Source organism: Leptospira kobayashii, assembly GCF_003114835.2.
Classification (GTDB): domain Bacteria; phylum Spirochaetota; class Leptospiria; order Leptospirales; family Leptospiraceae; genus Leptospira_A; species Leptospira_A kobayashii.
This window is the reverse complement of the sequence record NZ_AP025028.1, coordinates 1,030,873-1,055,614: the sequence shown is the minus strand read 5'-3', so window position 1 is coordinate 1,055,614 and position 24,742 is coordinate 1,030,873. Positions and strand designations below refer to the sequence as shown.

The window sequence follows — 24,742 nt, the reverse complement described above, 5'->3', positions numbered from 1 at the left end:
CTTTTCCCTGAGACATAAATCAAAAGAAAAGAACCGAAGTTCTTATTTCTGTTTTTTACCCTCCGTACATCCGAAAATTAGATGATACGGTTTTTCCTATGCAAAAAATTTTTCAAATCTTGATTCTGTTTTCAGTTTTTTTATTCAGAACTGAAAATTATTCAAGCAAAGGAAATCTACAAGTTGCCTTCGGTGCGGAAGAAAACCAACTCATACTCAAATCCATCGATTCTTCCGTTTCCAACTTCGGAGACGAAGAAGAAAAGAAACTGTATAAAAGATGCATCCAGCATTATATAGAATTTCAAAGCCTACACACTGCAGGTGATTACGGAAGAGCTTACGAAAGCGTAAGAACCACTCAAAGGCTTTTGGTGTTTCTCTATGAAAGGATGTTAACTAAAAACATTGCATTTATCCGTTTCGAAATCAATCATTTGGCGAGACTTGCAAAAGGAAAAGAAAGAACGGAAACAAACGCCTTTATCAGACTTGCGCTCAGAGATTTGTCCGAGGCGGAGCAAAAACTTATCATAGCGAAAAATACGAGGCCCTATCTATATCTTTTAAAACTGAGAGATATGCTTTTCAGTTTAAAGATTCTAAAACACTCGGCAAGATTCGTTGTTTTACTTGCACTTCTACACAATACGGATTTCCCCATTGAAATAGAGAATACCGCCTTTGAATCGTTAAATGAAGATATCGACAGAGCGATATCACAAGATAAAGAAAAATTTCTAACCATCCATTGGGATAATCATTTTAAAACCTATGCCGGAGACGGAATCTATACAATGACAATGTATGAACCGAATATGGAAGAGCTGGCAAAGCCATTGGAAGACATTGATCCGGCTTATGTGAGAAGAAATATATTAAAAAAGAAATGATTTCTCCTTTTGTTACGGATGTCATTACAAGTTGTCGAAAGTAAACAAAACCGATATGTCAATCCGCTCTTCCTTTCAGAAAATAAGCAGCTACTTCGCCTTTACCTTTTACTTTGATCTTTCCGCGCTTCTCTATGATAAACTTTTTACCTAACCGATTTGCAGTCTCTTCCGTAATCTGAATGGTTCCGGGAACTCCGTGTGACTCCATCCTGCTCGCCAGATTCACAGCATCTCCCCAAATATCATAAATGAATTTTTTAGTCCCGATCACTCCTGCAACTACCGGCCCGGTATTGATTCCAATACGCATAGAAAGTGTTTCTCCGCTCTTAAGTCGGAATTTGGACATTTTGTCCCGGATATCAATGGCAAAGTTTGCGATCGCCTCAGCATGACCCAAGAGAGGATCGGGAAGTCCTCCGACAACCATATAAGCGTCTCCGATGGTTTTGATTTTTTCCAGTTTGTATTTGTCCACAAGCTCATCAAATGCGGAAAATATTTTGTTTAAGATTCCTACGATTACTTCCGCTTTGTATTTATGCGCCAATCGGGTGAAATCAACTATATCCGCGAATAGTACGGAAACTTCCGGAAAACTATGGGCAATGATCTCCGGATTGTCTTTCAATTGTTTGGCGATCGGTTCGGGCAGAACATTCAAAAGTAGTTTTTCAGCTCTCTCCTGTTCTATCTGCACTTTTTTATAAGCTTCCCCGATTTCGATTCTTGCCTTCTCATTTTCCTTTAGTGTGGACCTAACTTTGCTTAATACTCCGTTATATCTTTCTGCAATTTGTCCAACCTCCGTAAAAGGCTCTACAGGAACATCATAGGTAAGATCCCCCGTTTGTTTCTGATGATCCATTACCATAAAGAGATCAACTAGTTCCGTCCTCGCTCTATGTTCTGAAATATTAAGACCCGATTTTTCATCATTGAATCCCACCCTCAAAGGTAAAAAACGATTCAATATAAAAAGTAAAACCCAAGCTACGGAAAATGCGAACCCGCCGATACAAACAATACCGAATACTTGCGCCCATATCTGCGAGGATCGACCAAGCCCCGTTCCCAGAATGGAGGGATCTCCGAAAATACCTACGGCGATCGTCCCCCAAATGCCTCCCACAAGGTGCACAGGAATCGCACCTACGGCATCGTCTATCTTTAGTTTTTCGAGTAAATCGGCAGCAGGGATCACAAGCACTCCACCGACAAGTCCGATGAGCGCCGCCTGCCATTCGTTAACCGCATGACATCCTGCAGTGATGGAAACAAGTCCCGCAAGAGAACCGTTTAAAGGTAATGAAGGTTCGGCGTATCCCAATTTGATCCATCCGAAAAAAAGCGCGGCAAGAAGTCCGGTAGCACCTGCCAAAAATGTTTTCGCAATGATTTTAGGTACGGCTTCGTTTAATGCAAAAGTACTTCCTCCGTTGAATCCGATCCAACCGAACCAAAGTATGATACCACCTAACATAGCCAAGGGAAGATTACTGGGATTCATTCTTTGAGGAGGACCGTCTTCCGGGAAACGCCCTATCCTTGGTCCGATATGAAGTAAGGCCGCCAGAGAAACCCATCCCCCTACGCTATGAACCATGGTTGAACCTGCAAAATCAACAAAGCCCCTGGCACCAAGCCACCCTTGCCCAGTGTTTGCCAATGCACCTCCCCAGGCCCAGTGTCCCGCGATCGGATAAATCAATAAGGAAACCATCGCTGTATTAAAAAGATAAGCTGGGAAACTCATCCTCTCGGCAACCGCCCCCGAAACAATGGTGGCTGCTGTACCGCAAAAAACCAGTTGGAATAAGAAGAAGGAAGATATCCATCCTCCTTCCCCGTTAAAAACACTGATAAAATTGGAAGTACCGAAAAAACCGTTGTAACTAACACCGAACATAAGACCGAATCCAACGAGCCAGAAAAAAAGAGTCGCAACTCCGAAGTCGGTTATGTTTTTTATAGCGACATTGATCGAATTTTTACTTCTAGTTAACCCCGATTCAACGCAGAGAAAACCCGCTTGCATAAAAAGCACAAGCCCGGCAGCGATAATGATCCATAACTGATCTATCAGTTTTTTTTCGATCATAGTATATACCTTACCTGGTTAGAATTTGAATTTCCTGTTTTTCAAATGCAAATAATATTCGTTAACTGGTCTTTTATTCCACTTAGTTCTTTTTCAAAAATGCCAAAAGCCCCTTTGCGACTACTTCAGGCGCTTCGTAATGAGGAATATGTCCCAACGCATCCAGAGGGAAAAATACTGTATCGGGCAAAACTTCCAAGGCTAGTCCGCTATTGGAAAAAGGAACCACTTTGTCTTCTCTTCCCCAAATCAATAACTTCGGCAACTTCAAGCCACCTAACAATTTATATTCGTCAAGAAAGGATTCCAATTTCATATTTCTCAAACTGGAAAGAATCGCTCTCTTAAAACCTTTGATCTCCATTTGTTCGGAGAATTGCCGGTCAAAGTCGGGAAATTTCCCCATATTGTAAAAGCTAGTCTTAGTTCCTTTGAGTAAAGTTCTGTCTCCCAAAGTTTTCATCAGATACTCTCCTACCCAGGGCAGACGAGTGATCTTTCCTATCAAAGGCAAATCCATTGGAAAACCGGCAGGTGCAATCAACACCAATCGTTTCACTCTCTTCGGTTCATCCAAAGCGAATCGAGTAACAACAATCCCTCCCATGGAAGTTCCGACGAGATTGACCGGGGATTGGATTTTTAAACCGTCCAGAGTATTTAAAATTTGGCGTTTGAATAAATCGGGATCGTACGTTGTGTCCGGCCTGTCCGATAAACCTCTTCCGAACAAATCGATTCGAAGAGTACGGTATCCTTCCTTTTCCAAAAGTTTTGCCAAAGGTTCAAAAATGAAAAGAGGCATGGAAAATCCATGAATAAACACTACGACTTCTCCGTCCGGATTTCCACCTAATTGGTAGTGCACGAATCCGTCAGGCGTTTCCAAGAAAGTAGACCCCGTTTGTTTACGATAAGCGTCATCCAACTGAATCCGTTCCTTATCATTGACAAACGGCAAAACAACGATTAAAACGAGGACCGAATAAAGCAGTATTTTAAGAAATCGTTTCATAAGAAGAAATTAATATAAGGTTTTTAAAAACAGTCAAATGATTTTTACGGACGAATCTCATTTCCGTTTAACAACTCATTCACTTTCGCCAAAGAACAAAAATCCTCTTCCCCGAAACCCTGCTCCATTCCCTCTTCATAAACGGATTTCAATGCGGAAGAAAGAGGAAGTACCACTTTCAGTTCTTTTGCCCTTTGCATCGCATGATTTCTATCTTTGTTCATATTTTTCAAAGAGAAATGTGCCTTGTAGTCCTTTCGCATAACATTTCCCAATTTGAACTCAAGTAAGGGAGAAGATGCGGCCGATTGTTTCAGAATATCAAAGAATACTGAGGAGGAAATTCCGTCTTTTGTGGCCAATTGAAACCCTTCTATATAAACCTGAAACATTCCCGCCTGGATCATGTTCAATGCAATTTTCGCTCTTTGTGCGCTTGCCACAGGCCCGCAGTGAATCGTATTTTTTCCACAGGCTTCAAAGAAATAATTCAAATCTTCTATCGACTTCCCATCTCCGCCGATCATAAATAGAATCTGTCCGCTTTGCGCCGCCAGTTTGCTTCCCGTCATCGGAGAATCTAAAAAAGTAATCCCTTGGGATTTTGCAGCAGCAAACATTTCCAAAGTAAGTTCGGGAGAGGTAGTTCCCGTATCGATGATATAATTCGGTCGAAGATCCAACAGACCGCTTTCGAAAAAAGCATTTCTTACGACATCGTCTTCCGTAAGACAAAGAACGACAAGATCCGCTCCTTTCACTGCATCCCGAATGGAATCAAAAATCTCCGCATCCTTTCCTTTAACAACCGTTCTTATCTCTTCCGGAAGCAAATCCAATTTTTGAGGTGAACGGGCGTAAAGACGGACCTTATGCCCGTGAATGAGAAGCCTTGCAGCCATCCCGCTCCCCATAATTCCGGCCCCGATCATCGCGATTGTTTTCGATTTGTTTTGCATTGTTCCTCCGCAAGCTATTGCCTATTCTAAAAAAATTAGGATTTTCTTCTTTTCTTATTATCCTGAAAAAAATTAAATAAGTAAAATTATGAATTCTTTCAATAATGATGACAATGAAGATACGGAAGATTTTGAAGAATGGGAGCCGATTGAAGAAATTCGAAATCCTCTCTCTTCCTTAAAATCGTTATTAGACAAACTAAAACAAAACGACTGGGAAAATACCGACCAGATAGAGATATTATTAAAAGCAAACGAAGATGAAGATTTATTCTTCCATTTCGAATTCGATGAAGACGAAGGTTTGCATATGTATTGTTATCATTTCAGTCTATGGGAAGACGAGATTTCAATAGAAGATTGGCATGAACGCTTAATCAACTGTATTTCACTGGATTTTAAAATCGAGGAAGGAGTTATTTCCGACGATACTTTGGATATAGTTAGTTTTCCAGTTGAAAAAATTTCCTCGGAAAACATTGCCAAATTGGTATTGAACCTGCTAGCTCTCTGTTACCCGAAACATTTCAAAGAAGATCTATTGATTGCAAAATATCTTCGTTTTGAATAAAATGCATCCGAAATGATCAAGAAGGGCACAATCGAACATTGTGCCCTGGAAGTGAAAAAGATTAAATCGCTTTCCCCCCCCTCTCTCCGTTTCGAATTCGAATCACTTCTTCCACAGGCATTACAAAAATCTTTCCGTCTCCGATTTTGCCTTCCCCTGTTTTTGCCGATTTCAAAATAGCATCTATCGTAGGTTTAACGAACTCGTCATTGACTGCAATTTCCAGGCGGACTTTTCTAAGCAGGTTCACTTGGTATTCATGACCTCTGAAAATTTCCGTTTTTCCTTTTTGTTGCCCGTATCCTTGGACATCACTCACAGTAAGTCTGTAAATTTCGTTCTTAGTTAATTCATTTTTAACTTCTTCCAATTTATGCGGCTGAATGATTGCTATAATTAGTTTCATAAATTCTCCTTAGATATCGTATCCTTTTTCTCCGTGAATTTCTTGATCCAAACCGGAAATTTCTTTTTCCTCATCAATTCTAAAGCCTATGGTTCTATCGATCGCAAGAGCCAATATGTAAGAAACGACGAAGGAATAAAGTCCCGTTGCAATTACACTGAGAAACTGAACATAAATCTGGCTGCCCCGGCTTACCCCTTCCGCAAGCTCCAAAGCGAATATTCCCGTAAGTATAGCACCGAATGCCCCTCCCACACCGTGGATTCCGAAAGCATCCAAGGTATCGTCATACCCGAACTTGCCTTTCAAATAGATTGCCGCATAACAGATAGGAGACACAAGTATACCCATAATCAATGCGCCTTGCACTCCCACAAATCCTGAGGCGGGTGTGATGACAACAAGCCCTGCAACGATTCCGGAGGCAGCACCTAACGCAGTCGCTTTGCTGGTATGCCACCATTCGATTAGCAACCAAACCGCTCCTGCTGCCGCAGGGGCAATCAAAGTCACTAAAAAAGCGCGTGCCGCAATTCCATTGACGGCAAGACCGGAACCTGCGTTGAATCCGAACCAACCGAACCATAATAATCCCGATCCTAACAGAGTATAAGTCATGTTATTCGGATGAGTGAGTGTTCCCGGATCTCCTTTTCTTTTGCCAATGACCAAAGCTGCGGCAAGACCTGCAATCCCTGAAATCAAATGAACGACAGTTCCTCCCGCAAAATCAAGTGCTCCCAACTGGAAAAGCCAACCGTTGGAAGCCCAAACCCAATGAGCGACCGGATCATACACAAGAGTAGACCATACTAAAATGAATATTACGTATCCTGAAAGTTTGACTCTTTCCGCGATGGCGCCGGAAATCAATGCAGGCGTGATAAGTGCAAACATACCTTGGAATAGAAAATGAACGTATTTGGGAATGCTTCCTTCCAAGGTATTGGAATCGATTCCTTCCAGAAATGCCAGATTGAAATCGCCGAAATAAGGATTGGAACCTGAGAATACAAAACTATACCCGAAGATAGTCCATTGCAATGTCATCACTAGAATTGCCACAAAACTGTGCATCATTGTAGATAATATGTTTTTGGACCGAACGATCCCTCCGTAAAACAAAGCAAGTCCCGGAATCATAAAAAATACTAAAGCGGAAGATACTAGCATCCAAGTTGTGTCTGCCTTATCCAAACTTGGCGCAGTCGCTTCTGGTGTAACATTCGTTTGGGTTTCTTGCCCGTAAATCATCAGCGGAAATAATAATAACAATAAGAACATAAAATTCTTATTTATTTTTTTCAGAAACATTCCTTTCTCCTTTGGCTCATTGGCATTAAATAACGTTTTTCCAATCTTTCAACTGATTATTTCCGAACTGAAAGTACGGAAACAAAATGACAAATTCAAAACTCAGTATCCTAATGATCAAAATTCAATACAAAAACAACGGACAAGTAAAAAGGCGATCAAAATTTATGGACTCAAACTACAGCGGATCCTGTTTATGCGGAAAAATCAGATATGAATTCGGCAAATTCAAAACAAATCCCAACCATTGCCATTGTTCCATGTGCCGTAAATTTCACGGGGCCGCTTACGGAACTTACGGTATGGTGGGGCTGAAAGATTTCGTATGGACAGAAGGGGAAGAGTTTTTGAAAAAATACCAATCTTCCTCCGATGTAGAAAGAGGATTTTGCAGTGTTTGCGGATCAAGTTTGTATTATAGAAGAACTACCCAGGAAAAATACATCGATATCGCGATCGGAACTTTGGACCAGGATCTGAAAACGGAAAATCTACCTACACAACATATCTTCGTTCAAAACAAACCCAACTGGTATCAGATAGACGATAAACTGGAAAAATACTCGGGCTTCCCGGAACGTAAGACCTAGAGTGGAAACAAAACAGACTTCGCAACAAAACAATCATTATTGTTTTGTCATTCTCTTGTCCAGGAATCGTGCAACACCTTGTAAAAACTTTCAATGGATTTGTTCAAATGTTTGGTTCTCCAATAAGGATTTTCCTGAATGGCTTCTTGCACATGTTGCACAACTGCACGGATAAATGAAGTTCTGTCCGGTTTCGGACTGATATTTAACATCTCCATAGTGATGTTTCTTTTGATTAATTCTTTTTTGATACATCGGGAGATCAGTTGAATCGCTTCTTCATTTGTCAGATTGATTTCCCTTACCAATAAATGAGCGGATTCTTTGATCAACTCCAACTGTCTTTCACTGATGCTCATGAGTTTGCCGTCCCCCGTCCTTATCCTATTAGAAAGTAGCGCTGAGATCAAACATAAATCTTCTTCCTTCATTTACATAGTCGAACGGATAAAGATTATTCTTGATCAAAGGTTGATAGTGATTCAAAAGATTCGATACGAAAAAGGCGAAGTTCACATTTTCCATCAATTGATATCCGATTCTGAAATTGACACTGATCCATTCCGATACGGATTTGGAACGGTAAACGGGATACTGCGATCCGTAAAAAATAGGTTGATAAGTACTGACATCGTTTTTCACAAATGTGCTCGGATCCAGAGGACCGTAACCGGATACGGGATCAATAGAACCCAAATCACTTGCCCTTCTTCTCACTTTGCCCTGCCAATGCACTGAAAAAGAGGACGTCAATTTCTCCCATTTAACATTGATTCCTCCGTTTGCAGTTTGTGCGGGAACCCAACTCACCTGATTCGGTTCCTTTGCCACAGTGCTATCCTGGATATGTTCGTTTCTTCGCCTAACGACCGAAAAATTAGCGAAGCCCGAAATCATTTTATAAGAAGTCAATGCCTCCATTTCCGCACCATCATTGACCAAGGTATAAATATTTGTGCTTAAATTGTTATTGGCAACACTGTAGGCGATCTGATTTTCAAAACGAGTCAAAAAGTAATTGGCTCTTAAATTCAAATACTTGAACGCAAGCCAATCGATAGCAAGTTCGGAAGTACGTATGATTTCCGGCTTTAACTTTCTAGGGTTGGATGCAAGCGAGAATGTATTGGCTCCGAAAAGTTCCGTTACGGAAGGTTCTCTGTAAGCGGTTCCCGTCATCGCTTTGATAGTCAGATTGGAAGTCGGAAAAAAAACGATTCCTAACCTAGGATTTGTTTTGCGAAATACTCTTTTTTCATTCGGAATAAAGGGAGGTCCGAGCGCCTCATTGACGTAAGGTGTATTGGAAGAATTATTCGGATCATCCGGGTTTATGAAAAGATTCGCAGGGTTTCCAAGAGTATCCTGTTTCGGCTGATCGATTCCTCTGTAATGGATAACGGTCTCATCATACCTCATCCCCAATGTGAATTCGACCAAACGATTGAATACTTTTCCGGAAGTTAACTGAGCGAAGGCGGCTCCTTTTTGAATCGGTTTGTCTTTGATCCATTCCAACCAAGGCCCCAGTTTCCTTTGTCCGTTGTCCGCACTGAAAGGAGGAAATCCGTCTATGGAATTATTTACATTGATATTGCTATAATGTTCTTTATCTCCTCCGTATTTGAAAATGGTTCCTTCCACCCCACCGAGCAAACTTCCTCCATTGGGAAGAATATAAGTCCACTGCCCTCTGGATAAAATATCCTTTGCCCCCGTTTTCAAATATTCCGTCATCCCCGCAGGATAAAAACCATCGTAGGCTCCGTTCTCCGCAAACCGCATATTCCAATTGATATTATGCTCTTGGTAACGGAGCACATATTCCTGTGTTAGTTTGTCTGTGATGTTGCTTGTGTATTTTACGGATGCCATTTGCCTCGACTCGGACATGTTCTCCTTTACATCGGGAATCCTCCAAAGCCAACCATGCCCGGTTTGGAAATTCCAATTCTGGCGATGGTATTGAATCGAAAGACCTTTCAAGGCACCTTCCCCGTCCAGACGAAGGAATACATAATCGTTTCCTCTTGCATCGTTCGTTGTGAATTTTCTGAGATACCCGAATTCGTTCGTTCTACCGGAACCGTCATGACTTTGATAATTATTTCCGTTCGTTGAATAATTGTTATACGTCATTACATAGGAAAAAATCTGTCCAGTATTTCCCGTTGTAAAATCATAAATCCTGGTTCCGCTGTCTCCCGCACGTACGCGTGTTCGAATCTCTCCTTTCAGATCTTTACCGGTGTAAGTATTGATATTGATGACTCCGTTCGTCGCATTGGAACCGTACAGAGCGGAGCCCGGGCCACGGATCACTTCCAAAGACTTGATCAGACTGACGGGTGTAATTTCCGATGTATAAGCCGATCCGTACAAATTGTCATTGAACTGGACCCCGTCCATAAGAAGCATTAGGTGGTTGTTATTCCAACCTTCGTAAATGCCCCTGGAGGAAACGGTCCTTCGATCATAGTCCATGGAAGGAGAAAATCCGGGGAGTTGGTACAATATATCGTTGAGGCTAATCCTTCCGTAATCCTTGATTTCCTTATCCGAAATCACAGAAACGATGTTTGGTGCTTCGCTTGTTTTTCTTGCGATCTTGGTTGCGGAAGTGGTGACTTGATTTGCAAGCAAGTCGAACACCTGCGCAGTCGCATCTTCGGATGCTTTTTCATCCGATGTGATTGCAAATTTATTACTGGAACTGATCTTGGAATTCAAAACGTATTGCTCTATATTTTCCCGGTTTTCCTTTTTCCGGGAATTGGAACGAAGCAGTTGAGCCAGTTTTTTGGAAAACTTCTGAATCCTTTGCGAATCGGGCTCAAGCAAGTCCGCCGAATTGATATTCAATTCTTTTGTTTGAAAAATTTCATCCGTCAGATTGAAAGCATCCACCACAAAACCAGTGGACGGATCATAAGCTTGCGCATAAAGGTTCAAACTGGAAGATTCGTTTTGTTTCTCGTAAAAACCTTCGATGAGAAACAAAACATTTTCTTCTTTAGCCTTTGTTAACCGGTCGCGTAAACCGGACCCTTGGCTTTTTTCCACGATATAACTTTTTTCACGTAACTCCAGAGAAAGCGTTTCCGATACCTGGGTTGCCAATTTCTGATTCGGATTTGTGGATTCCAAAGGAACAAATTCGGAAATATGAATCAACTTGGAAGTATTTGTGACTTTGGAATCTTGCGAATGAACGAAATGCGCCGGAATGCATAAAAACAAGGAAGCTAGAGCCAGATTTTTAATTCGCATTTTAATCCCTCGATTTCTCAGTCATCAAACGAAGTGCGTCTCTTTTTTTATAAGAGAGCCGAAGATATTCGATTGCCTTTTTGTCACCTGGATCGACTAACAAGATATCTTCGAATATCCTGATGGAAAGTTCGTATTCCCTTTTATTGTATTCCGTTACACCTTCTTTGAAGTATTCCGGAATCTTAGGGAATTGATTGTTTCTAAAACCGGCAAGATCGGAAATTGCCTTCGAATTGGACGGCAACGTCCGAATGGAAGAGAGAGCCATTTTAATCGCTTCATAAGGTCTTTCATTGCGAAACAATGCATTTGCCTGAGCTCTTTCCTGTTCACTTTGAGTGAGCAAAGTCGCCTGGATGCCTTCTCTTGCAGCAATGATATTGGGATTGATTTGCAATACTTTCTGATATTCGGTTCTTGCTTGGGAATATTTTCCCTCATCGAAATATTTTTTAGCGGAAGCCATCAGCTCTTTTGTTTTGGTTCCGGTCATTTTTTCAACGATCAGATTCAAATAGGAAATGGCGGAAGGATTTTTCGCATCCTTCTTCAAAATAGACTCAAACACGGATTTGGCGGCCTTCAATTTATCATCATTGAGCAAATTGACTCCCGCAGCAAGTAAACCGGTGAGTTTGGCACGATCGGAAATGGATTGGGGAATTTTTAAGCCGGATTCGCTTGCATATTCTTCATTTAAATAAAATGAAGTTTGATCGGACCGGATCACTCCCTCTTTTTTGCAATGGGAAGATCCCGATAAAATCCGATTCGCCATGGAACCGGTAAGTACACCTATCTTCGTATAATCGGGGCTAATCCCGAAGGTCGCTCCCGTTTTCACAAGTGAAGGAAAAGGTGTCATCAAAACGATCCCGTGCTTTTTGCAAAATGCGGAAAGAGTCTCAAAATTTTTGCGGTCATAGATGGGATCACTCACCATGTAAAATCCGTCGGTTCCCTCCGAAATCGTTTCCAGATATTTTGAAAACTCAAGCCCATTCGTTGTTTTTTTTGCATAGAACAAGAGTTTGTTTTCCAAATCCTCGTATTCCCCTTCGATTGCAGAGTATCCTCCTTCTTCGGTGGAGTAAGTGGAATAAACATTCCTCGCATCAGGATTGATTTCCTTTAGGGTCTGAAAAAAATCCTGGATCGATACATCCATACTAACACCGCATAGTCTGCCTGATTCCAAGCCCAAAGATTTGGGAGAATTCACCATAGTGAAAACAATTGGTGTCTTGTTTAAATTTTCTTTGGCCGTTTTTGCCGCCAAAGGGCCTACTGCGATCAAAAGAGGAACATCGGAAGATTCCAATTCACGAAAGTATTTTGCCAGTTCCCCTTGTTCTTCATTTAGAATATTCAAATAAGTGATTCGAACTTCGGAATCAATGACGGATTGGATACCGTATAAGCTCTGTTCGTAGATCGCATTATCCAAAGACAATAGTATTTCCACATAACCGCTGGGTTTTGTTGCGGCGGGAACCGGGGAAAGAACATTTTTTCCGGAGGAAAATACAAACAGAAATACTGCAGACATGGCGAAATAAATGGAAAACCTTTTGAAACGGAAAAATAAATTCATGATTCCGCCTGAACCAGATTTTCTTGTATGAATTTTTCCAATTTGTCCAAGTTGATGCGTGCCGTTTTGAAATCGGGTTTGATCTGCAAAGCCATCTCCCATTCATTTCTCGCTTCGGCATATCTTCGAAGCCGGAAAAAGATACTTCCCAAATTATTTCTGGCATGGTGATTGTTCGGGACAAGGGCCAGAGATGTGGAATAAAATTCAATGGCTTCTTCCATTCGTTCCAACAAAGAAAGACAATTTGCTGTTCGGAAAAGCAGAAACGGATTTTCACGGGAACGTTTCAACGCTTCCTTGTATTCGTTCAATGCTTCTTTGTATTTTTTTTCCGCGTACAAATTGTCCGCAGACTCGATCACGGAAGTAAGACTTCGGATTTCCACAAGCGGTTTCGGGACTTTTTGGATCTCCTCAGGCGTAAGGGTGTTTTTGATGCTTTCTATTTTTGCCTGGATTTGCAAAGCAACCGAATCATCCGGATTCAATTCCAAAGCCTTTTGAATCAAAAACTCTCCCCTACGATAAACACCTAATTCGAAATAGGTTTCGGCAAGACTGACCAAATTATTGAAATCGAGAGGTTCGCGAAGATACAACCTTTCTCCCACATCCGCGGCTTCATTCATTAGATTCAGATTTTTATAAGAGAGAGAAAGAAGATAAATGGATTCGTTATTTGCAGGATTGATATCGATGAATTGATTCAAACATTCAACGGCACGGGAATAGTCTTTTGTTTCAAAATAAAGTTTTCCCAGTAGCTTCAACAGATCGGAAAAATTCGGATTTTCTTTGAATAACTCCTCAATGGACTGAATGGCTTCTTCCGTATTTCCGCCTGCGAGTAGCTGATTCGTATCCGAAAAACGGGAAGGAAGTTCCGGAGTCGGGAAAAATTTAGCTTCGCTAATATCAGGATTATAACTGATTTTCAGAAGAGAAAGATCATCTATTAAAAATCCTTTCGATTTGATTCCTTTCGAAATCCCTTCCAGATCCCCTCCCGCTTCTTCCACACGATACAAAAACTGCATCTCGTCCGTATTGATGGTTTCGTGATTGGGATCGTCTTCTTCCTGTGCAAAATCATCCCTTCCGTCCGATCCGGTGATGATAATGTCCTCCGGCATCAACTGGAACATACGAACGAAAAATTTCTCTTCTATATCGGGTGTTCCCAATTTGCGAATCGCAAGTTCCTCTTCCAAAAAGGAAGCTTTTCCGTCTCTGAAAAGCACGGTCCAGGGATGTTCCGCATTGATATAATACATAACACCTGTTTTTGTTTCGACAAGACCCATACAAACCGAGATAAACATGGAACCTTCAAAGGAACGAAATACGTTTTGAAGATCCAAAAACCGTTCTTTCAACCAAACCTCTGGATACACCTTTTGGTTTTTTGTAATCCGGGAACGCATAAGTCCTGCGTTAAAAACAACACCTAACACAAGTGCGCCGCCCGCTCCCTGAATGGATTTTCCCATCGCATCACCGTTGATAAACACGGTGTATTCTTGGTCTTGCAATGAAATCGTATCGGTGATACAAATATCTCCCCCGATCTCGGACTTCCATTTTCTAAAACTGAATTTTTTCTTCTGATCGATCAGAAATTCCGTTTTAACCGTTTTCGAATTATTGTTATTAGGCTGTAAAGGTTGTAACAAAAGTGAGGTGAGGTAATAATCCCCGTCTTGTCTTTCTTTTAAATCCTGAACCACCTTCAAACTTTGGTTCAGTTCCTCGGTCCTTTGTTCCACTTTGCTCTCCAGGTTTTGAGTGAAATCCTGGATCTGAGAAGTCATCCGATTGAAGGTACTAGCCAGTTCACCGATCTCGTCCTGGTTTTGCAAAGAAATCCTATGACTCAAATTGCCCGCGCCGATCAATTTGGCACCGGCGGTGAGTTGTTGGATGGGTCTTGAAAAAAAGATAGCGCTGTAGACTGCAATGATGATTCCGATAACGAATAGAATACTCGCACCTAAAATGATCGTGGTTCTCGTCTGGACTACCGGCGCGTAAACTTCTTCCTTATCAAACTCGAATATGGCCGCGCCCACTCTGATTTTTTTGTCTCTATATTCAATGAAGATGGGGTATGTGAAACGAAGAATGGGTCCACTACCCGATTCCACTTCTTTAAAATCGAGTTCTTTCAAACTGAAATAATAATCCAGTTCGTTCTGAGGAACGGGTTTGCCCAAATGGTTTTCATTGATTTCTGCAACATAACGTCCGTCGATATTGACTACATAAGCATCCAATAATCCGGAGAGTTGTGATGTTTTCAAACGAGAGAGAGCCGTGCTTGTTGCATCGAAAGTTTCATTGATCAACAGTTCTTCCGTGGCAAGATTGGAAATATTGTCTCCCAGGTTCAAACAGACTTCAAATGTTTTGTCGAGCAAGATCGCTTGGTTACGATAGAGAATGATGAGCGACAGAGGTCCTACACATAAAAATACAACACCGGTAACGATAAGAATCATCTTGGTTCGGATCTTTATTTTTTGGAACGTAAGAAAGATTCTTTTCATCATTTATAATTAACAATATCAAATATAAGAAAGCTAAAATATGGATTTATAGAAACCGGTCGAAAGATTAGTTTCCGTAACGAGAGTTTCTATCCTTCGAAAATACTTTGGTCAAGTATTAAAAAAAAATTGTACTCATTTTCAATTAGAAAAAACTTTTTGACTGAATCCTAAAAAGCATAACAAGCGCTAAATCAAAAATATTCGAAACGAGCTGAAACATGAGAATTCCCCGATTCCCTCACAAATCCAATGAACATAGTTCACTAAATGAAACCCAACTGACATAATCGAATTGAATGAACAACTGTTTACAAAATCATCGAATGCAGAATCAGGGCGTTCCCAATCCATTTCACTTTACACATGTTAACTGTTCATGGTCGGGCTGGTCCGGGGTCCGCTTACGCTCCCGCCAAGCAAAGCTTGGCCGCGCCTCCGGCCCGCCCTTCCCATCCCTAACGGGGAAAAATAGAATCATTGATTTCTTATAAATGGACAAAAAAAAGGCCCGAACTTGTTAGAGTCCAAGCCTTTTAAAAGAAAATAAAGGTATGGAATTAATCTACAGGATAACCTAGTTGTTGTAGAGTTAGGTTTGTAATTTTCTTATAAAAATAGTCCGTTCTTACGGAATTAGGTCCGCCACCGAAACCACCGAGGGCGTAGGAAATCTCGATTTTATGTTGGTCGATTACTTTTCCTTTCGCATCTTTGATCGTTAGGTCCAAGTCGATTGAATCCGCGCCTGCCATAGTTCCAACCCAAATAGCGACTCCTTCGGAACGAAATCTGGCATCATTGATTTTGATTTCGATCGTTTCTTTGGCTTTTTCGGAAATCACTCCTTTTTCTTTCAATACGGATTTATAATAATTAAGAAAGTTGTTTTCATTGAAAATATTATTACTTTTAATCTCCGCTTCTGCTTCCGGGACATAAGAAACAACAAGTTTGTCGTTGAATTTCACGGAACTGTAATTCGGTGCCTGAAAATCACCCACTCTCTTTGCCGTTGTACTACAGTTAACGGCAAAACCGGTAACAAGCGCTAAAATAATATATGTCGATTTGTTAAAATGGATCACATAATCCTCCTTTGGTTATGCCCATCGTTAGGAATACTCATAGAAAAAAAAAGCAAAAAATATTCTAAGGACGAATATATAAAAAATAGTATAAAAAAATCGCAAAATAGTATAAACTTATACTATGATCCCTGCATTGCAGTTTTGCCTGGAACACCCCGAATGGATTCTAAGTTCGATTCCTGAGGATTTTTCCGAGGCAAAAGAGAAATTACCTTTTCGCAAAAGAAAAGAGATCGCAATTTATTTCGGCTTTCTGCCCAGTTCATTAAACGTTTTGGGAAAGATAACGGAAACCGCCATCCGGGAAGGGTATCTTCCCGCATTTCGAAAGTTATACCGTATCTCCGTTTACCAAAAAGCGTTTCACCATCTAACTTTTATCAATCGGATTTTATTTGATTTCTTCGGGTTTGCCAGGAAAAAAGGGTGGAAAGAGAAATGGGATATTCTCTTTTTGAAGGACCTTGCCCTCCGGTTTCCTGACTCCTCTTCGGAAAATAACAAATATCAGTCTATATTTCAAATCTACGAAGAAGTAAAACGGTTTTGCCCCAAGTGGAGAATAAATTCTCTTTCCCATTTGTACGAATTGGAAAAAAAAATGATCCATCTCATCGGGAAAAACCAATTTGCCGGTCCCGACGAATTGTACCCTCCTCCACCCGTCCAAGGAGAAGAAGGGGTGATCCCGATTGTATCCAGAAAACAATTGTTTGATGAATCCAAATCCCAACACAATTGTGTATTCAGTTATGATTCTGACATATTGACTGGAAAATATTACATCTACCGGGTTTTGTTCCCCGAAAGATGTACTCTCTCCTTACTGCATATAAACGGAGATTGGTATTTGGACCAAGTTTCTTCTGCATTTAATAAAGAAGTAAAACGGGAAACCGCTGACCAGATAGAATTTTGGCGGATGCAAAATGGAATCCTAATGCTTGGAGATGTATTTCGAATCGGGATTCCTCCGAATTGGGTCTTTACCAGGTGATGAAAAACAAACGTATTCCTACTCCAACGATTGCTGAAAAGAAGGCAAAAAAACTGGGTATTCCAAGAAGCCAGTTATTCGCCCGAGCACTTGAAGAGTTTATCCAAAATCATTCGAAAAACTCAATTACAGAAAAGTTGAATCAGGTTTATGCCAATAATTCAAACAACCGGGATAGTTCCTCAGACATTTTACTTCATACCCTTCGGATTAGTTTAAAAAATGATTCGTGGTGAGATTTGGTGGGTTGATCTTGGAACTCCTTTCGGTAGTGAACCAAGCTTCCAAAGACCGGTTCTGATCGTTCAAGATGTACATTCAATGAAAGTAAAATAATATCTGACAAGCTCCCGGAAATGTATTATTAAATAGAATCATCTAACGACCGTAAATTCATTGTTTTCTATCTTAGAACGGATCTCCCCGCCCTGATTGGGTGGGGTTAACCACCCGCCACCCAATGAGTTTCATCTAACATACTCTCATCGAAAAATCAATCTTATCTTATCCAAGTGGAATTTTTTTGAAAATAAGTTCGCCTTTTTGCCGACTGACACCTATTTGTCTTTCTATTTTGGTAATAATCCCCGACCAGGGATACGAAGGGCTTGGTCGCGAAGCGACCGGAGCGAACGCGGAGCCCGGAGTAGCCCGGTCCCGAATCCGAAGGATTCGGGAGGTCGCCAAAAAACGAAAACTACTTAACGATTGTTACTTTTTCGAGATACTCCGTGAAAGAAGAAAGGTTCATCGGTTTTGCAATATAATAACCTTGTGCCGTATCACAGGAAAGAATCTTCAAAGTATCCCAATCTTGTTTTGTCTCAACTCCTTCTGCGATACTTTTCATCTGAAGTTTAGTGGCCATTTTAATACTGGAATTAACAACAATACGCAAAACTTTGCTCTCCGTAATGTCTTTCACAAAAGATCGATCGATCTTAAGCTCGGTAAAAGCAATCCGGGTGATCTGTTGCATACTGGAATAGCCGGTCCCATAATCATCGATCGAAAGCCCGAATCCTTTCATACGCAGTCGTGCCAAATTTTCCAAAGCTGGTGCCATTTCAGTCATGGCAGCGGTTTCGGTGATCTCCAAAATCATATAACGTGGTTCAATCCCGCATTTTAACACCAAATGAGTGATTCTATCAGCCAAAGAAACATCCGCTAACGATACCAAGGAAAGATTCACCGAGATTGCAATTTTATGACCCTTATCATGCAATAGACGACATGCGGTTGCGGCCTTCTCCAACATAATAAAAGTTAGTTCATCGATATTTCCGGTTTCTTCCAATAAGTCAATAAAGGCGTAAGGAGCGATCACTCCGTGTTTAGGATGTACCCACCTTGCCAAGGCTTCCGCGCCGGTGATTTCCCCCGTTCCCATATTCACTTTCGGTTGGAAGAAAGGTTCGAATTGTTTATCTTTGATTCCTTGCAGTATTTCTTCCAGAGAGAATGTCCGTTCTGCAGATAACTCCCGCTTTTGTCCGGACTGGGCGTTTTGATATAATGAAATCATCACTTCCAGTTTTTCAGGAGTAATCGGTTTTTCCATTGCCCCCAAGAGAGTGATTCCGTAAGCCCTAGCCATTTTTTTGACGGAAGCTATCAATGCACCGTCTAACGCACTCATAATGATAGTTGAAATACTGGAATGGGAGTTGCCCAAATGTCGGAGAAATTCCATTCCGTCCATTTCAGGCATGTTCAAATCGCAAAGAACGATATCGACCGGATTTGTTTTTTCACCGTTTAGCACTTGTAATGCCTGAATTCCGCCGATTGCTTCGGATATTTTCGTGATCCCGAGTCTATGCAATATATCTACGATTACTTGACGCTGAAAATCATCATCTTCCACTACCAAGAATCCCAGATCCTTCGCACTCATTATGATTGCTCCTTAAATCCCTTTTTTTTTTAAATCAGCCTAGAAAGAAATTTTTCAAATCGACCTACTGCTTCCGTTAGTTTCCTAACCTCGGCCCGTGCATCTTGCAGATTATTTTGTCTGGCGGATCGTTCCATGTTTGCATAAGCATTTGCGAGTTCACTCGCCCCTACGATCTGGCTTGCTCCTTTGAGACGATGGGCTTGGTTCATTATCTCGGTAGTATTTCCTTTATCCAATTCAGCGATCAGCTTTTCACGATCCGCCTGATGGTGCGATTGAAACTTGTTCAATAATGCAATTTGCCCCGCACGATCCGGTATGATATTGCGAAGATTTGTAAAATCAATGGGCGAATCGGCTTCATCTTTAAAAGACTGAGACCTGTCCGCAGATCCGTTTGCATCCTTAATATCGGATAACCAGCGTAATAAGGTCTCTCGCAATTGGATCATTTTCGCAGGCTTCACCATCACTTCGTCCATACCCGCATCATGACAGAGCCCGTTTTCCTCCCCAAGTGCATTGGCGGTATAAGCGATAATAGGTGTGCGTGGGATTGAATCGATGGATTCGATTTCGCGAATAGCTCTTGCTAGTTCATATCCGTCCATTTTGGGCATATGGCAATCCGTAATGATCAGATCGAATTTTTTCTCTTTCCACAAATTCAATGCAGCTTCGCCGTCATCGGCACCTTCCACACGAAGTCCGAGTTGTTCGATCTGGCGTATTAACAAAGTTAGGTTAATGGAATGGTCATCCACAACAAGGACGGTGTGCATATGATTTTCATCCTGCTCAATCGGTTTCACCGACTCCATATCAGGTCCGACCAAAATCGTATTTACAAAATCCATTTCCGATGTCGGCAAAGAGAATGTGATACTAAAGGTAGATCCTTTGCCCGGAGCACTTTCCAATTCGATCACTCCATCCATCAAATCAGCTAACCTCCGGCTAATGGCAAGCCCAAGTCCGGTTCCCCCGTACATACGCGCAGTATCCGATGTCGCTTGCGCATAACGCAGGAACAAACGCGATTGTTCCTCCCGATTCAAACCGATACCGGTATCCCGGACGGAAAAACGGATTTTTTGTGCATAGGAAAAATCCTTAACCAAATCGGCACGTACTTCCACTTCCCCCTTGGAAGTAAATTTGATCGCATTGCTTACAAAATTATTGAGAACTTGGGAAAGACGAAGCGGATCAACGATATGAGCCAAATTCAATTTCGTATCCACTTCGTATCGCAACACCAACCCCTTGGAGCTTGCGACATGGGAATAGGTCTCGACTACCTCGGATAACAGTTGTGCAATGGAAGTAGCTTGCAGCGACAGTTCCAGTTTCCCCTCTTCAATTTTGGACCAATCCAGAATATCACTAAGGATTCGCAACAAGCCGTTTCCCGAATCCCTGGCAGCTTGAACCATTTTTTTCTGGTCGGCATTCATTGCCGTTAAACTGAGTAGTTCCAACATTCCGAGTAAACCGCTTAAAGGAGTACGGATTTCATGACTCATTGTAGCCAAAAAGGAATCTTTGGAACGATTGGCAAGTTCCGCATCTTCTTTCGCCCGTTGCAATGCAGCCTTAGCCGCATGTTCTTCCGTTACATCGCGAAACACAAGTACGGTCCCAGTCACTACTCCATCCCTGTTTCGGATCGGAGCACAACTGTCAGCGATGGCATGTTCCTTACCATCACGGGAAATCAATATGGAATTGGTAAGACCCTGTATTGTTCCTTGGGTCAAAGCATCGATCACCGGTATGGAAACGGGTTGGCGGGTTTCGTTACTGATAATATTGAAAATATCTGTCACCGAACGTCCGATAGCTTCTCTTTGTGTCCATCCGATCAATTGTTCGGCTACCGGATTGAGTCTAGTGACCCTCGCCTCCGAATCCGTAGTTAGAACCGCATCACCGATCGAATTCAATGTTACGGAAAGATTTTCCTGGCTATTTCGCAACCCTTCGTTGGCTTCAATCGCTTCCTTCGCACGAATAAAAACTTCCGCTTCCATACGTTCCATTCGCTCGCGCATATCCTGAGTCACTTCTGTTTGTTCTATTCCCTGTTGTTTGAGTCGAACAAATTCAGTCACATCCTCTACACGATGAATGATATAAGCAAGAGTGCCGTCTTTATTCAGAACAGGAGAATTACGTGGGCTCCAATAGCGGACTTCAAATCCTCCTCCTTCCGAATCCGGTTTGCGTATATCGTATTTTTGGACAGCCATTGTGCTCGCAACACGATGTTGGAGAACTTCCAGCAAAGAAGCTCTAAGATGACGCACTCCGTCTGCGGCAGGGTCATCCGGATTGTCGGGGAAAACTTCAAAAATACCTTTGCCTAAAACTTGTTCCCTTTGAATCATAGTGGCATTCGCATATGCATCACTAACAGCAACAATGTGAAAATTAAGATCCAAAACAAGATAAAGACCGGGAGCGGACTCGAATAACGCGCGAAAATCGGGCCCGGAGGATAAGGAACCGGTGGAAGACGAAGAATCCGCTCTGTTTTTATCTGTACTCATACCAAGACTTTCCCATGAAAATCCGTAAAGATCGAACCAGCCTTTGTCTCTTTGGAAAGCCCATACGCAAAAAAATCAATGTACGAAAAATGAAACCGAACTTCCATAGGGACTCCCTCTTGCTTTTAAAAAATTTGCTCTTCCATCATGGCAGCTCAAACATAGCATTCTTGTTTGCCTGAACAATGATCTTTAAAATTCTAAGGTTAAATCGCCTTTTTTGACTGTGAACTGGTAAAAAAAAATTGCTCGGGCCGAAGGTACGTCTCCGGCCAACGATATATTACAAAAATCAGGTTAGATATTAATAATATTTGGAGATAAATAAATAAAAAAATTTAATATAAATATTAAAAAATTTTCCCTTTTCCGTTAAACCAAAAGAATAACCGGACAGTTTGGACGGTAAATTCGGGATTATCCCTAAGAAAAAGTCGAATTAAACTGCCGAATCATCGAATCCATGAGCGGCCAGACAAAACCAACAAATTTTCAGGTCCCAAGGGCGTTCCCGATCGGACTCACTCCGGCGACTCTCTTTATTAAGGGTCGGGCCACTTCGGGGTGTCCGCCAAACAAAGTTTGGCCGCCTAACGGCGCCCTACATGTCCCTAACGCAAAAGATTTGCTTTTTTAGGCGCTTCTATTCTGATAACAAAGACCTATAACGGAGTGAAAATTACATGAATCGAACCTTTCTGCGTTTGTTTTTATTATTTATTTTAATACCTTCTCTGTCTTATCCGCAGAACAAAACCCTGGTTTCATTTGAAGAAAAGGATTTGTTTGGATTTAAAAACAAAAATGGAAAAGTCATCATCGCCCCTAGGTATTCTCATGTCTATGATTTCAATGAAAAGGGAGTTGCCTTTGTCGTAGATAAAAACGAATGGATCTGCATCGACTCAAATAACAAACGTTTATTGTCTGCTTTTGTATTCGACAACGGTCCGGATTATCTATCCGAAGGATTGGGAAGGTTCGTTGAAAACAAGAAGATAGGTTTTTTCGATTCGGCTTGCAAAAAAAAGATCAAAGCGGAATACGATTTCGCCCAACCTTTTGAAAACAGATTTTCAATCGTATGTAATGGATGTTATTCGGAAAAATCGGGAGAACATTCTATCATAAAAGGTGGAAAATACGGAGCGATCGACAAAAAAGGAAAAGTTGTGATACCCGTCGAGTATGATTCAGTATCGATTGATGCCGGGAAAAAAACAGCTCAAGTGACAAAAGACAACGTAAAAAAAGAAATCAAAATTAAATAACCATTCTCTTATTTCGCAAATTCGAAAGCTTTTTGCAAAATGGTGCGTATGTTCTTTTTTCCACCTTCGGCATACCACTGTTCTACGCCGTAGTAAAAGGCGGTCATTGCTTTCCCCACGATGATTTTTGCGCGAAGATCTTTGTCTTGCCCTTTGGAAATCCTATCGGCAATCACCGCCGATAGATCCCTTTCCCATAACATTCTTTTTTCCAAACTTTTCGCAATGAGGCTTGAAGTTTCCTTAGACAACTTCATCATCTTCATAGACCAGTCCCGATTTTCATCATAATATCTCAATAGTGAGGAGAGGGTTTCACATACGGATTCGTAATAATCCTCTGTTTCCGGACGAGCTTTCAGAGTTTGTACAAGACCGTCCCTCAATTCCTCATACCAATCAAAGACAACATCTTCTTTAGTAGGAAAATACCGGAAGAAAGTCCTTCTGGAAACATTCAAAAGCAAAACGATTTCTTCTACGGAGACGGATGAGAAATCCTTTTCTATAAAAAGCTCCAATGCCTTTTCTCGAATCACTACCCGAACTTCCTGCTTTTTTCGATCTCTTAAACTCAAACGAGAAGTCCTCCTTTGTCCGTTTTACAATTTCGTTTTTGGTTCGGCCGAAGTCAATTCATTGAATTTGTCACTTAGTGCCAAATTTGGTTTGACAATAATGGCACTTGATGCCAAATTACACAAAGTGCCATTATTGAATATAAGGCAAAATAGGAGAATCTTATGAATCGTAATGTCTTTATAACAGGTGCCAGCTCCGGTTTGGGAAAGGAAACTTGCATTTACTTTGCAGAAGCAGGTTGGAATGTTTTTGCGGGTTCAAGAAAAACGGAAGACCTGAAAGAAATCGCAAACTATAAAAATGTAAAACCTGTCAGAATCGATCTGGAAGACGGTGAGAGTGTGAAGGAAGCGGCAAAGTATGTGGAAAAGGAATGCGGAGATTCCGGGTTAGCCGTTGTCATTCATAACGCAGGAAGCATATTTTTTTCGCCTTACGAATATATGGAAGAAAGTTCCGCGAGAAATTTATTCGAAGTATTGTTTTGGGGTCCTTTTGCATTGACCAGATTGCTTTTGCCTTCGCTGAAAAAATACAAGGCTCAAACGGATCAAAATGCGAAGGTTCTCAATGTTTTATCCCGAGCCGCCTGGAATTCCGATCCATGGACTGCAATTTATGCAGCAGCAAAAGCCGCATTACTAAGATTAAACGATACTCAATATCTTGAACTGAAGTCCTCCGGTATTGATGTAACTTCCGTCATTCCGGGTTTGATAGACACTCCGTTTATAGGAAAAAGCGTTTCTATGATTAAACAAGCATTATTCGAGATTCCGGAAGAAGGCAAAAAACATTATCTCGAGCCAATGACCCGATTGGCAAAAATCTCGGAAGCAACTGCAAAAAAACATATGGGAACACCTCCTTCTTTCATCGCGAAAAAGATCGTAAAGATTGCAGAAAGCAAAACAACCGAGATCAGTTATCATTTTGGTACGGATACTTTCATTTATTCTCTTTTGAATCGATTTTTACCCCGAACCGTTCCTGTTTGGATGACAAAAAAGATTTTCGGGCTCTAAATATTGAGAATTCAATGCAATTTCCCGTAAGTATGCATTAGATATAAATCACA

At 41.3% G+C, this 24,742-nt stretch carries 20 protein-coding genes and 1 pseudogene; 8 read left to right on the top strand and 13 right to left on the bottom strand.

The window, feature by feature from the left end:
• Positions 1-98 precede the first annotated feature (98 nt).
• A complete protein-coding gene (locus tag DI077_RS04655) occupies positions 99-893 on the top strand; it encodes an adhesin OmpL37 family surface protein (RefSeq protein ID WP_109018631.1) in 795 nt (264 codons plus the stop codon).
• Between the two features lie 58 nt (positions 894-951).
• Here DI077_RS04655 and amt read toward each other — a convergent pair whose 3' ends face one another.
• The 3 genes from amt to DI077_RS04640 all read right to left on the bottom strand — a co-directional run bounded on the left by amt (position 952) and on the right by DI077_RS04640 (position 4,971).
• The gene (amt, locus tag DI077_RS04650; RefSeq protein WP_109018632.1) at positions 952-2,997 is read right to left on the bottom strand and encodes an ammonium transporter; all 2,046 of its coding nucleotides are present in this window, start codon (positions 2,995-2,997) and stop codon (positions 952-954) included.
• Positions 2,998-3,079: 82 nt separating this feature from the next.
• A complete protein-coding gene (locus DI077_RS04645) occupies positions 3,080-4,012 on the bottom strand; it encodes an alpha/beta fold hydrolase (RefSeq protein ID WP_109018633.1) in 933 nt (310 codons plus the stop codon).
• Between the two features lie 44 nt (positions 4,013-4,056).
• Positions 4,057-4,971, bottom strand: coding sequence for an NAD(P)-dependent oxidoreductase (locus tag DI077_RS04640; protein WP_109018634.1), 915 nt, complete (start codon positions 4,969-4,971; stop codon positions 4,057-4,059).
• Between the two features lie 88 nt (positions 4,972-5,059).
• Between DI077_RS04640 and DI077_RS04635 the strand changes: the two genes are divergently transcribed.
• Positions 5,060-5,542, top strand: a complete 483-nt coding sequence (locus DI077_RS04635) for a hypothetical protein (RefSeq protein ID WP_109018635.1) — start codon at positions 5,060-5,062, stop codon at positions 5,540-5,542.
• 61 nt (positions 5,543-5,603) lie between these two features.
• Here the strand turns inward: DI077_RS04635 and DI077_RS04630 are convergent, their stop codons facing one another.
• Both DI077_RS04630 and DI077_RS04625 read right to left on the bottom strand, forming a co-directional pair.
• Entirely contained in the window at positions 5,604-5,948 is a 345-nt protein-coding gene (locus tag DI077_RS04630; protein ID WP_109018636.1) for a P-II family nitrogen regulator, read from the bottom strand.
• A 9-nt stretch (positions 5,949-5,957) separates the two neighbouring features.
• On the bottom strand, positions 5,958-7,232 hold the full coding sequence (locus tag DI077_RS04625) for an ammonium transporter (RefSeq protein ID WP_109018681.1): 1,275 nt from the start codon (positions 7,230-7,232) through the stop codon (positions 5,958-5,960).
• Positions 7,233-7,348: 116 nt separating this feature from the next.
• Between DI077_RS04625 and DI077_RS04620 the strand changes: the two genes are divergently transcribed.
• Complete coding sequence (locus DI077_RS04620) at positions 7,349-7,852, top strand: GFA family protein (protein ID WP_109018637.1); 504 nt, start codon at positions 7,349-7,351, stop codon at positions 7,850-7,852.
• Positions 7,853-7,899: 47 nt separating this feature from the next.
• Here DI077_RS04620 and DI077_RS04615 read toward each other — a convergent pair whose 3' ends face one another.
• The 5 genes from DI077_RS04615 to DI077_RS04595 form a co-directional block, all read right to left on the bottom strand.
• Positions 7,900-8,211 (bottom strand): hypothetical protein, encoded by a 312-nt coding sequence (locus DI077_RS04615; protein ID WP_109018638.1) that lies wholly within the window; start codon positions 8,209-8,211, stop codon positions 7,900-7,902.
• Positions 8,212-8,239: 28 nt separating this feature from the next.
• A complete protein-coding gene (locus DI077_RS04610; RefSeq protein WP_109018639.1) occupies positions 8,240-11,122 on the bottom strand; it encodes a TonB-dependent receptor plug domain-containing protein in 2,883 nt (960 codons plus the stop codon).
• A 1-nt stretch (position 11,123) separates the two neighbouring features.
• Positions 11,124-12,719 carry an ABC transporter substrate binding protein gene (locus tag DI077_RS04605; RefSeq protein WP_167837072.1) on the bottom strand — a complete coding sequence of 532 codons (1,596 nt, stop codon included), beginning with the start codon at positions 12,717-12,719 and terminating at the stop codon, positions 11,124-11,126.
• The gene (locus DI077_RS04600) at positions 12,716-15,271 is read right to left on the bottom strand and encodes a tetratricopeptide repeat protein (RefSeq protein WP_242935358.1); all 2,556 of its coding nucleotides are present in this window, start codon (positions 15,269-15,271) and stop codon (positions 12,716-12,718) included. The genes DI077_RS04605 and DI077_RS04600 overlap by 4 nt, the downstream gene beginning before the upstream one ends.
• 557 nt (positions 15,272-15,828) lie before the next feature.
• On the bottom strand, positions 15,829-16,356 hold the full coding sequence (locus DI077_RS04595) for a hypothetical protein (RefSeq protein WP_109018642.1): 528 nt from the start codon (positions 16,354-16,356) through the stop codon (positions 15,829-15,831).
• 124 nt (positions 16,357-16,480) lie between these two features.
• On the opposite strand from DI077_RS04595, the gene DI077_RS04590 reads away from it, so the two are divergent.
• The 3 genes and pseudogenes from DI077_RS04590 to DI077_RS04580 form a co-directional block, all read left to right on the top strand.
• The gene (locus DI077_RS04590; RefSeq protein ID WP_109018643.1) at positions 16,481-17,356 is read left to right on the top strand and encodes a PcfJ domain-containing protein; all 876 of its coding nucleotides are present in this window, start codon (positions 16,481-16,483) and stop codon (positions 17,354-17,356) included.
• Entirely contained in the window at positions 17,356-17,592 is a 237-nt protein-coding gene (locus tag DI077_RS04585) for a ChpI protein (protein ID WP_109018644.1), read from the top strand. The genes DI077_RS04590 and DI077_RS04585 overlap by 1 nt, the downstream gene beginning before the upstream one ends.
• Positions 17,579-17,668 (top strand): annotated as a pseudogene (locus DI077_RS04580) (type II toxin-antitoxin system PemK/MazF family toxin); the annotation flags it as partial. The gene DI077_RS04585 and the pseudogene DI077_RS04580, both read left to right, overlap by 14 nt.
• Positions 17,669-18,053: 385 nt before the next feature.
• Here the strand turns inward: DI077_RS04580 and DI077_RS04575 are convergent.
• Together DI077_RS04575 and DI077_RS04570 are read right to left on the bottom strand one after the other, a co-directional pair.
• On the bottom strand, positions 18,054-19,256 hold the full coding sequence (locus DI077_RS04575) for an EAL domain-containing response regulator (protein ID WP_109018645.1): 1,203 nt from the start codon (positions 19,254-19,256) through the stop codon (positions 18,054-18,056).
• Positions 19,257-19,285: 29 nt separating this feature from the next.
• A complete protein-coding gene (locus DI077_RS04570) occupies positions 19,286-21,811 on the bottom strand; it encodes an ATP-binding protein (RefSeq protein ID WP_109018646.1) in 2,526 nt (841 codons plus the stop codon).
• A gap of 683 nt (positions 21,812-22,494) precedes the next feature.
• On the opposite strand from DI077_RS04570, the gene DI077_RS04565 reads away from it, so the two are divergent.
• On the top strand, positions 22,495-23,082 hold the full coding sequence (locus DI077_RS04565) for a WG repeat-containing protein (RefSeq protein WP_109018647.1): 588 nt from the start codon (positions 22,495-22,497) through the stop codon (positions 23,080-23,082).
• An 8-nt stretch (positions 23,083-23,090) separates the two neighbouring features.
• On the opposite strand, the gene DI077_RS04560 is transcribed toward DI077_RS04565, so the two are convergent.
• Positions 23,091-23,660, bottom strand: a complete 570-nt coding sequence (locus DI077_RS04560; protein ID WP_109018648.1) for a TetR family transcriptional regulator — start codon at positions 23,658-23,660, stop codon at positions 23,091-23,093.
• A 165-nt stretch (positions 23,661-23,825) separates the two neighbouring features.
• On the opposite strand from DI077_RS04560, the gene DI077_RS04555 reads away from it, so the two are divergent.
• Positions 23,826-24,689: an SDR family NAD(P)-dependent oxidoreductase gene (locus DI077_RS04555; protein WP_109018649.1), complete on the top strand. Its 864-nt coding sequence runs from the start codon at positions 23,826-23,828 to the stop codon at positions 24,687-24,689.
• Positions 24,690-24,742: the final 53 nt, after the last annotated feature.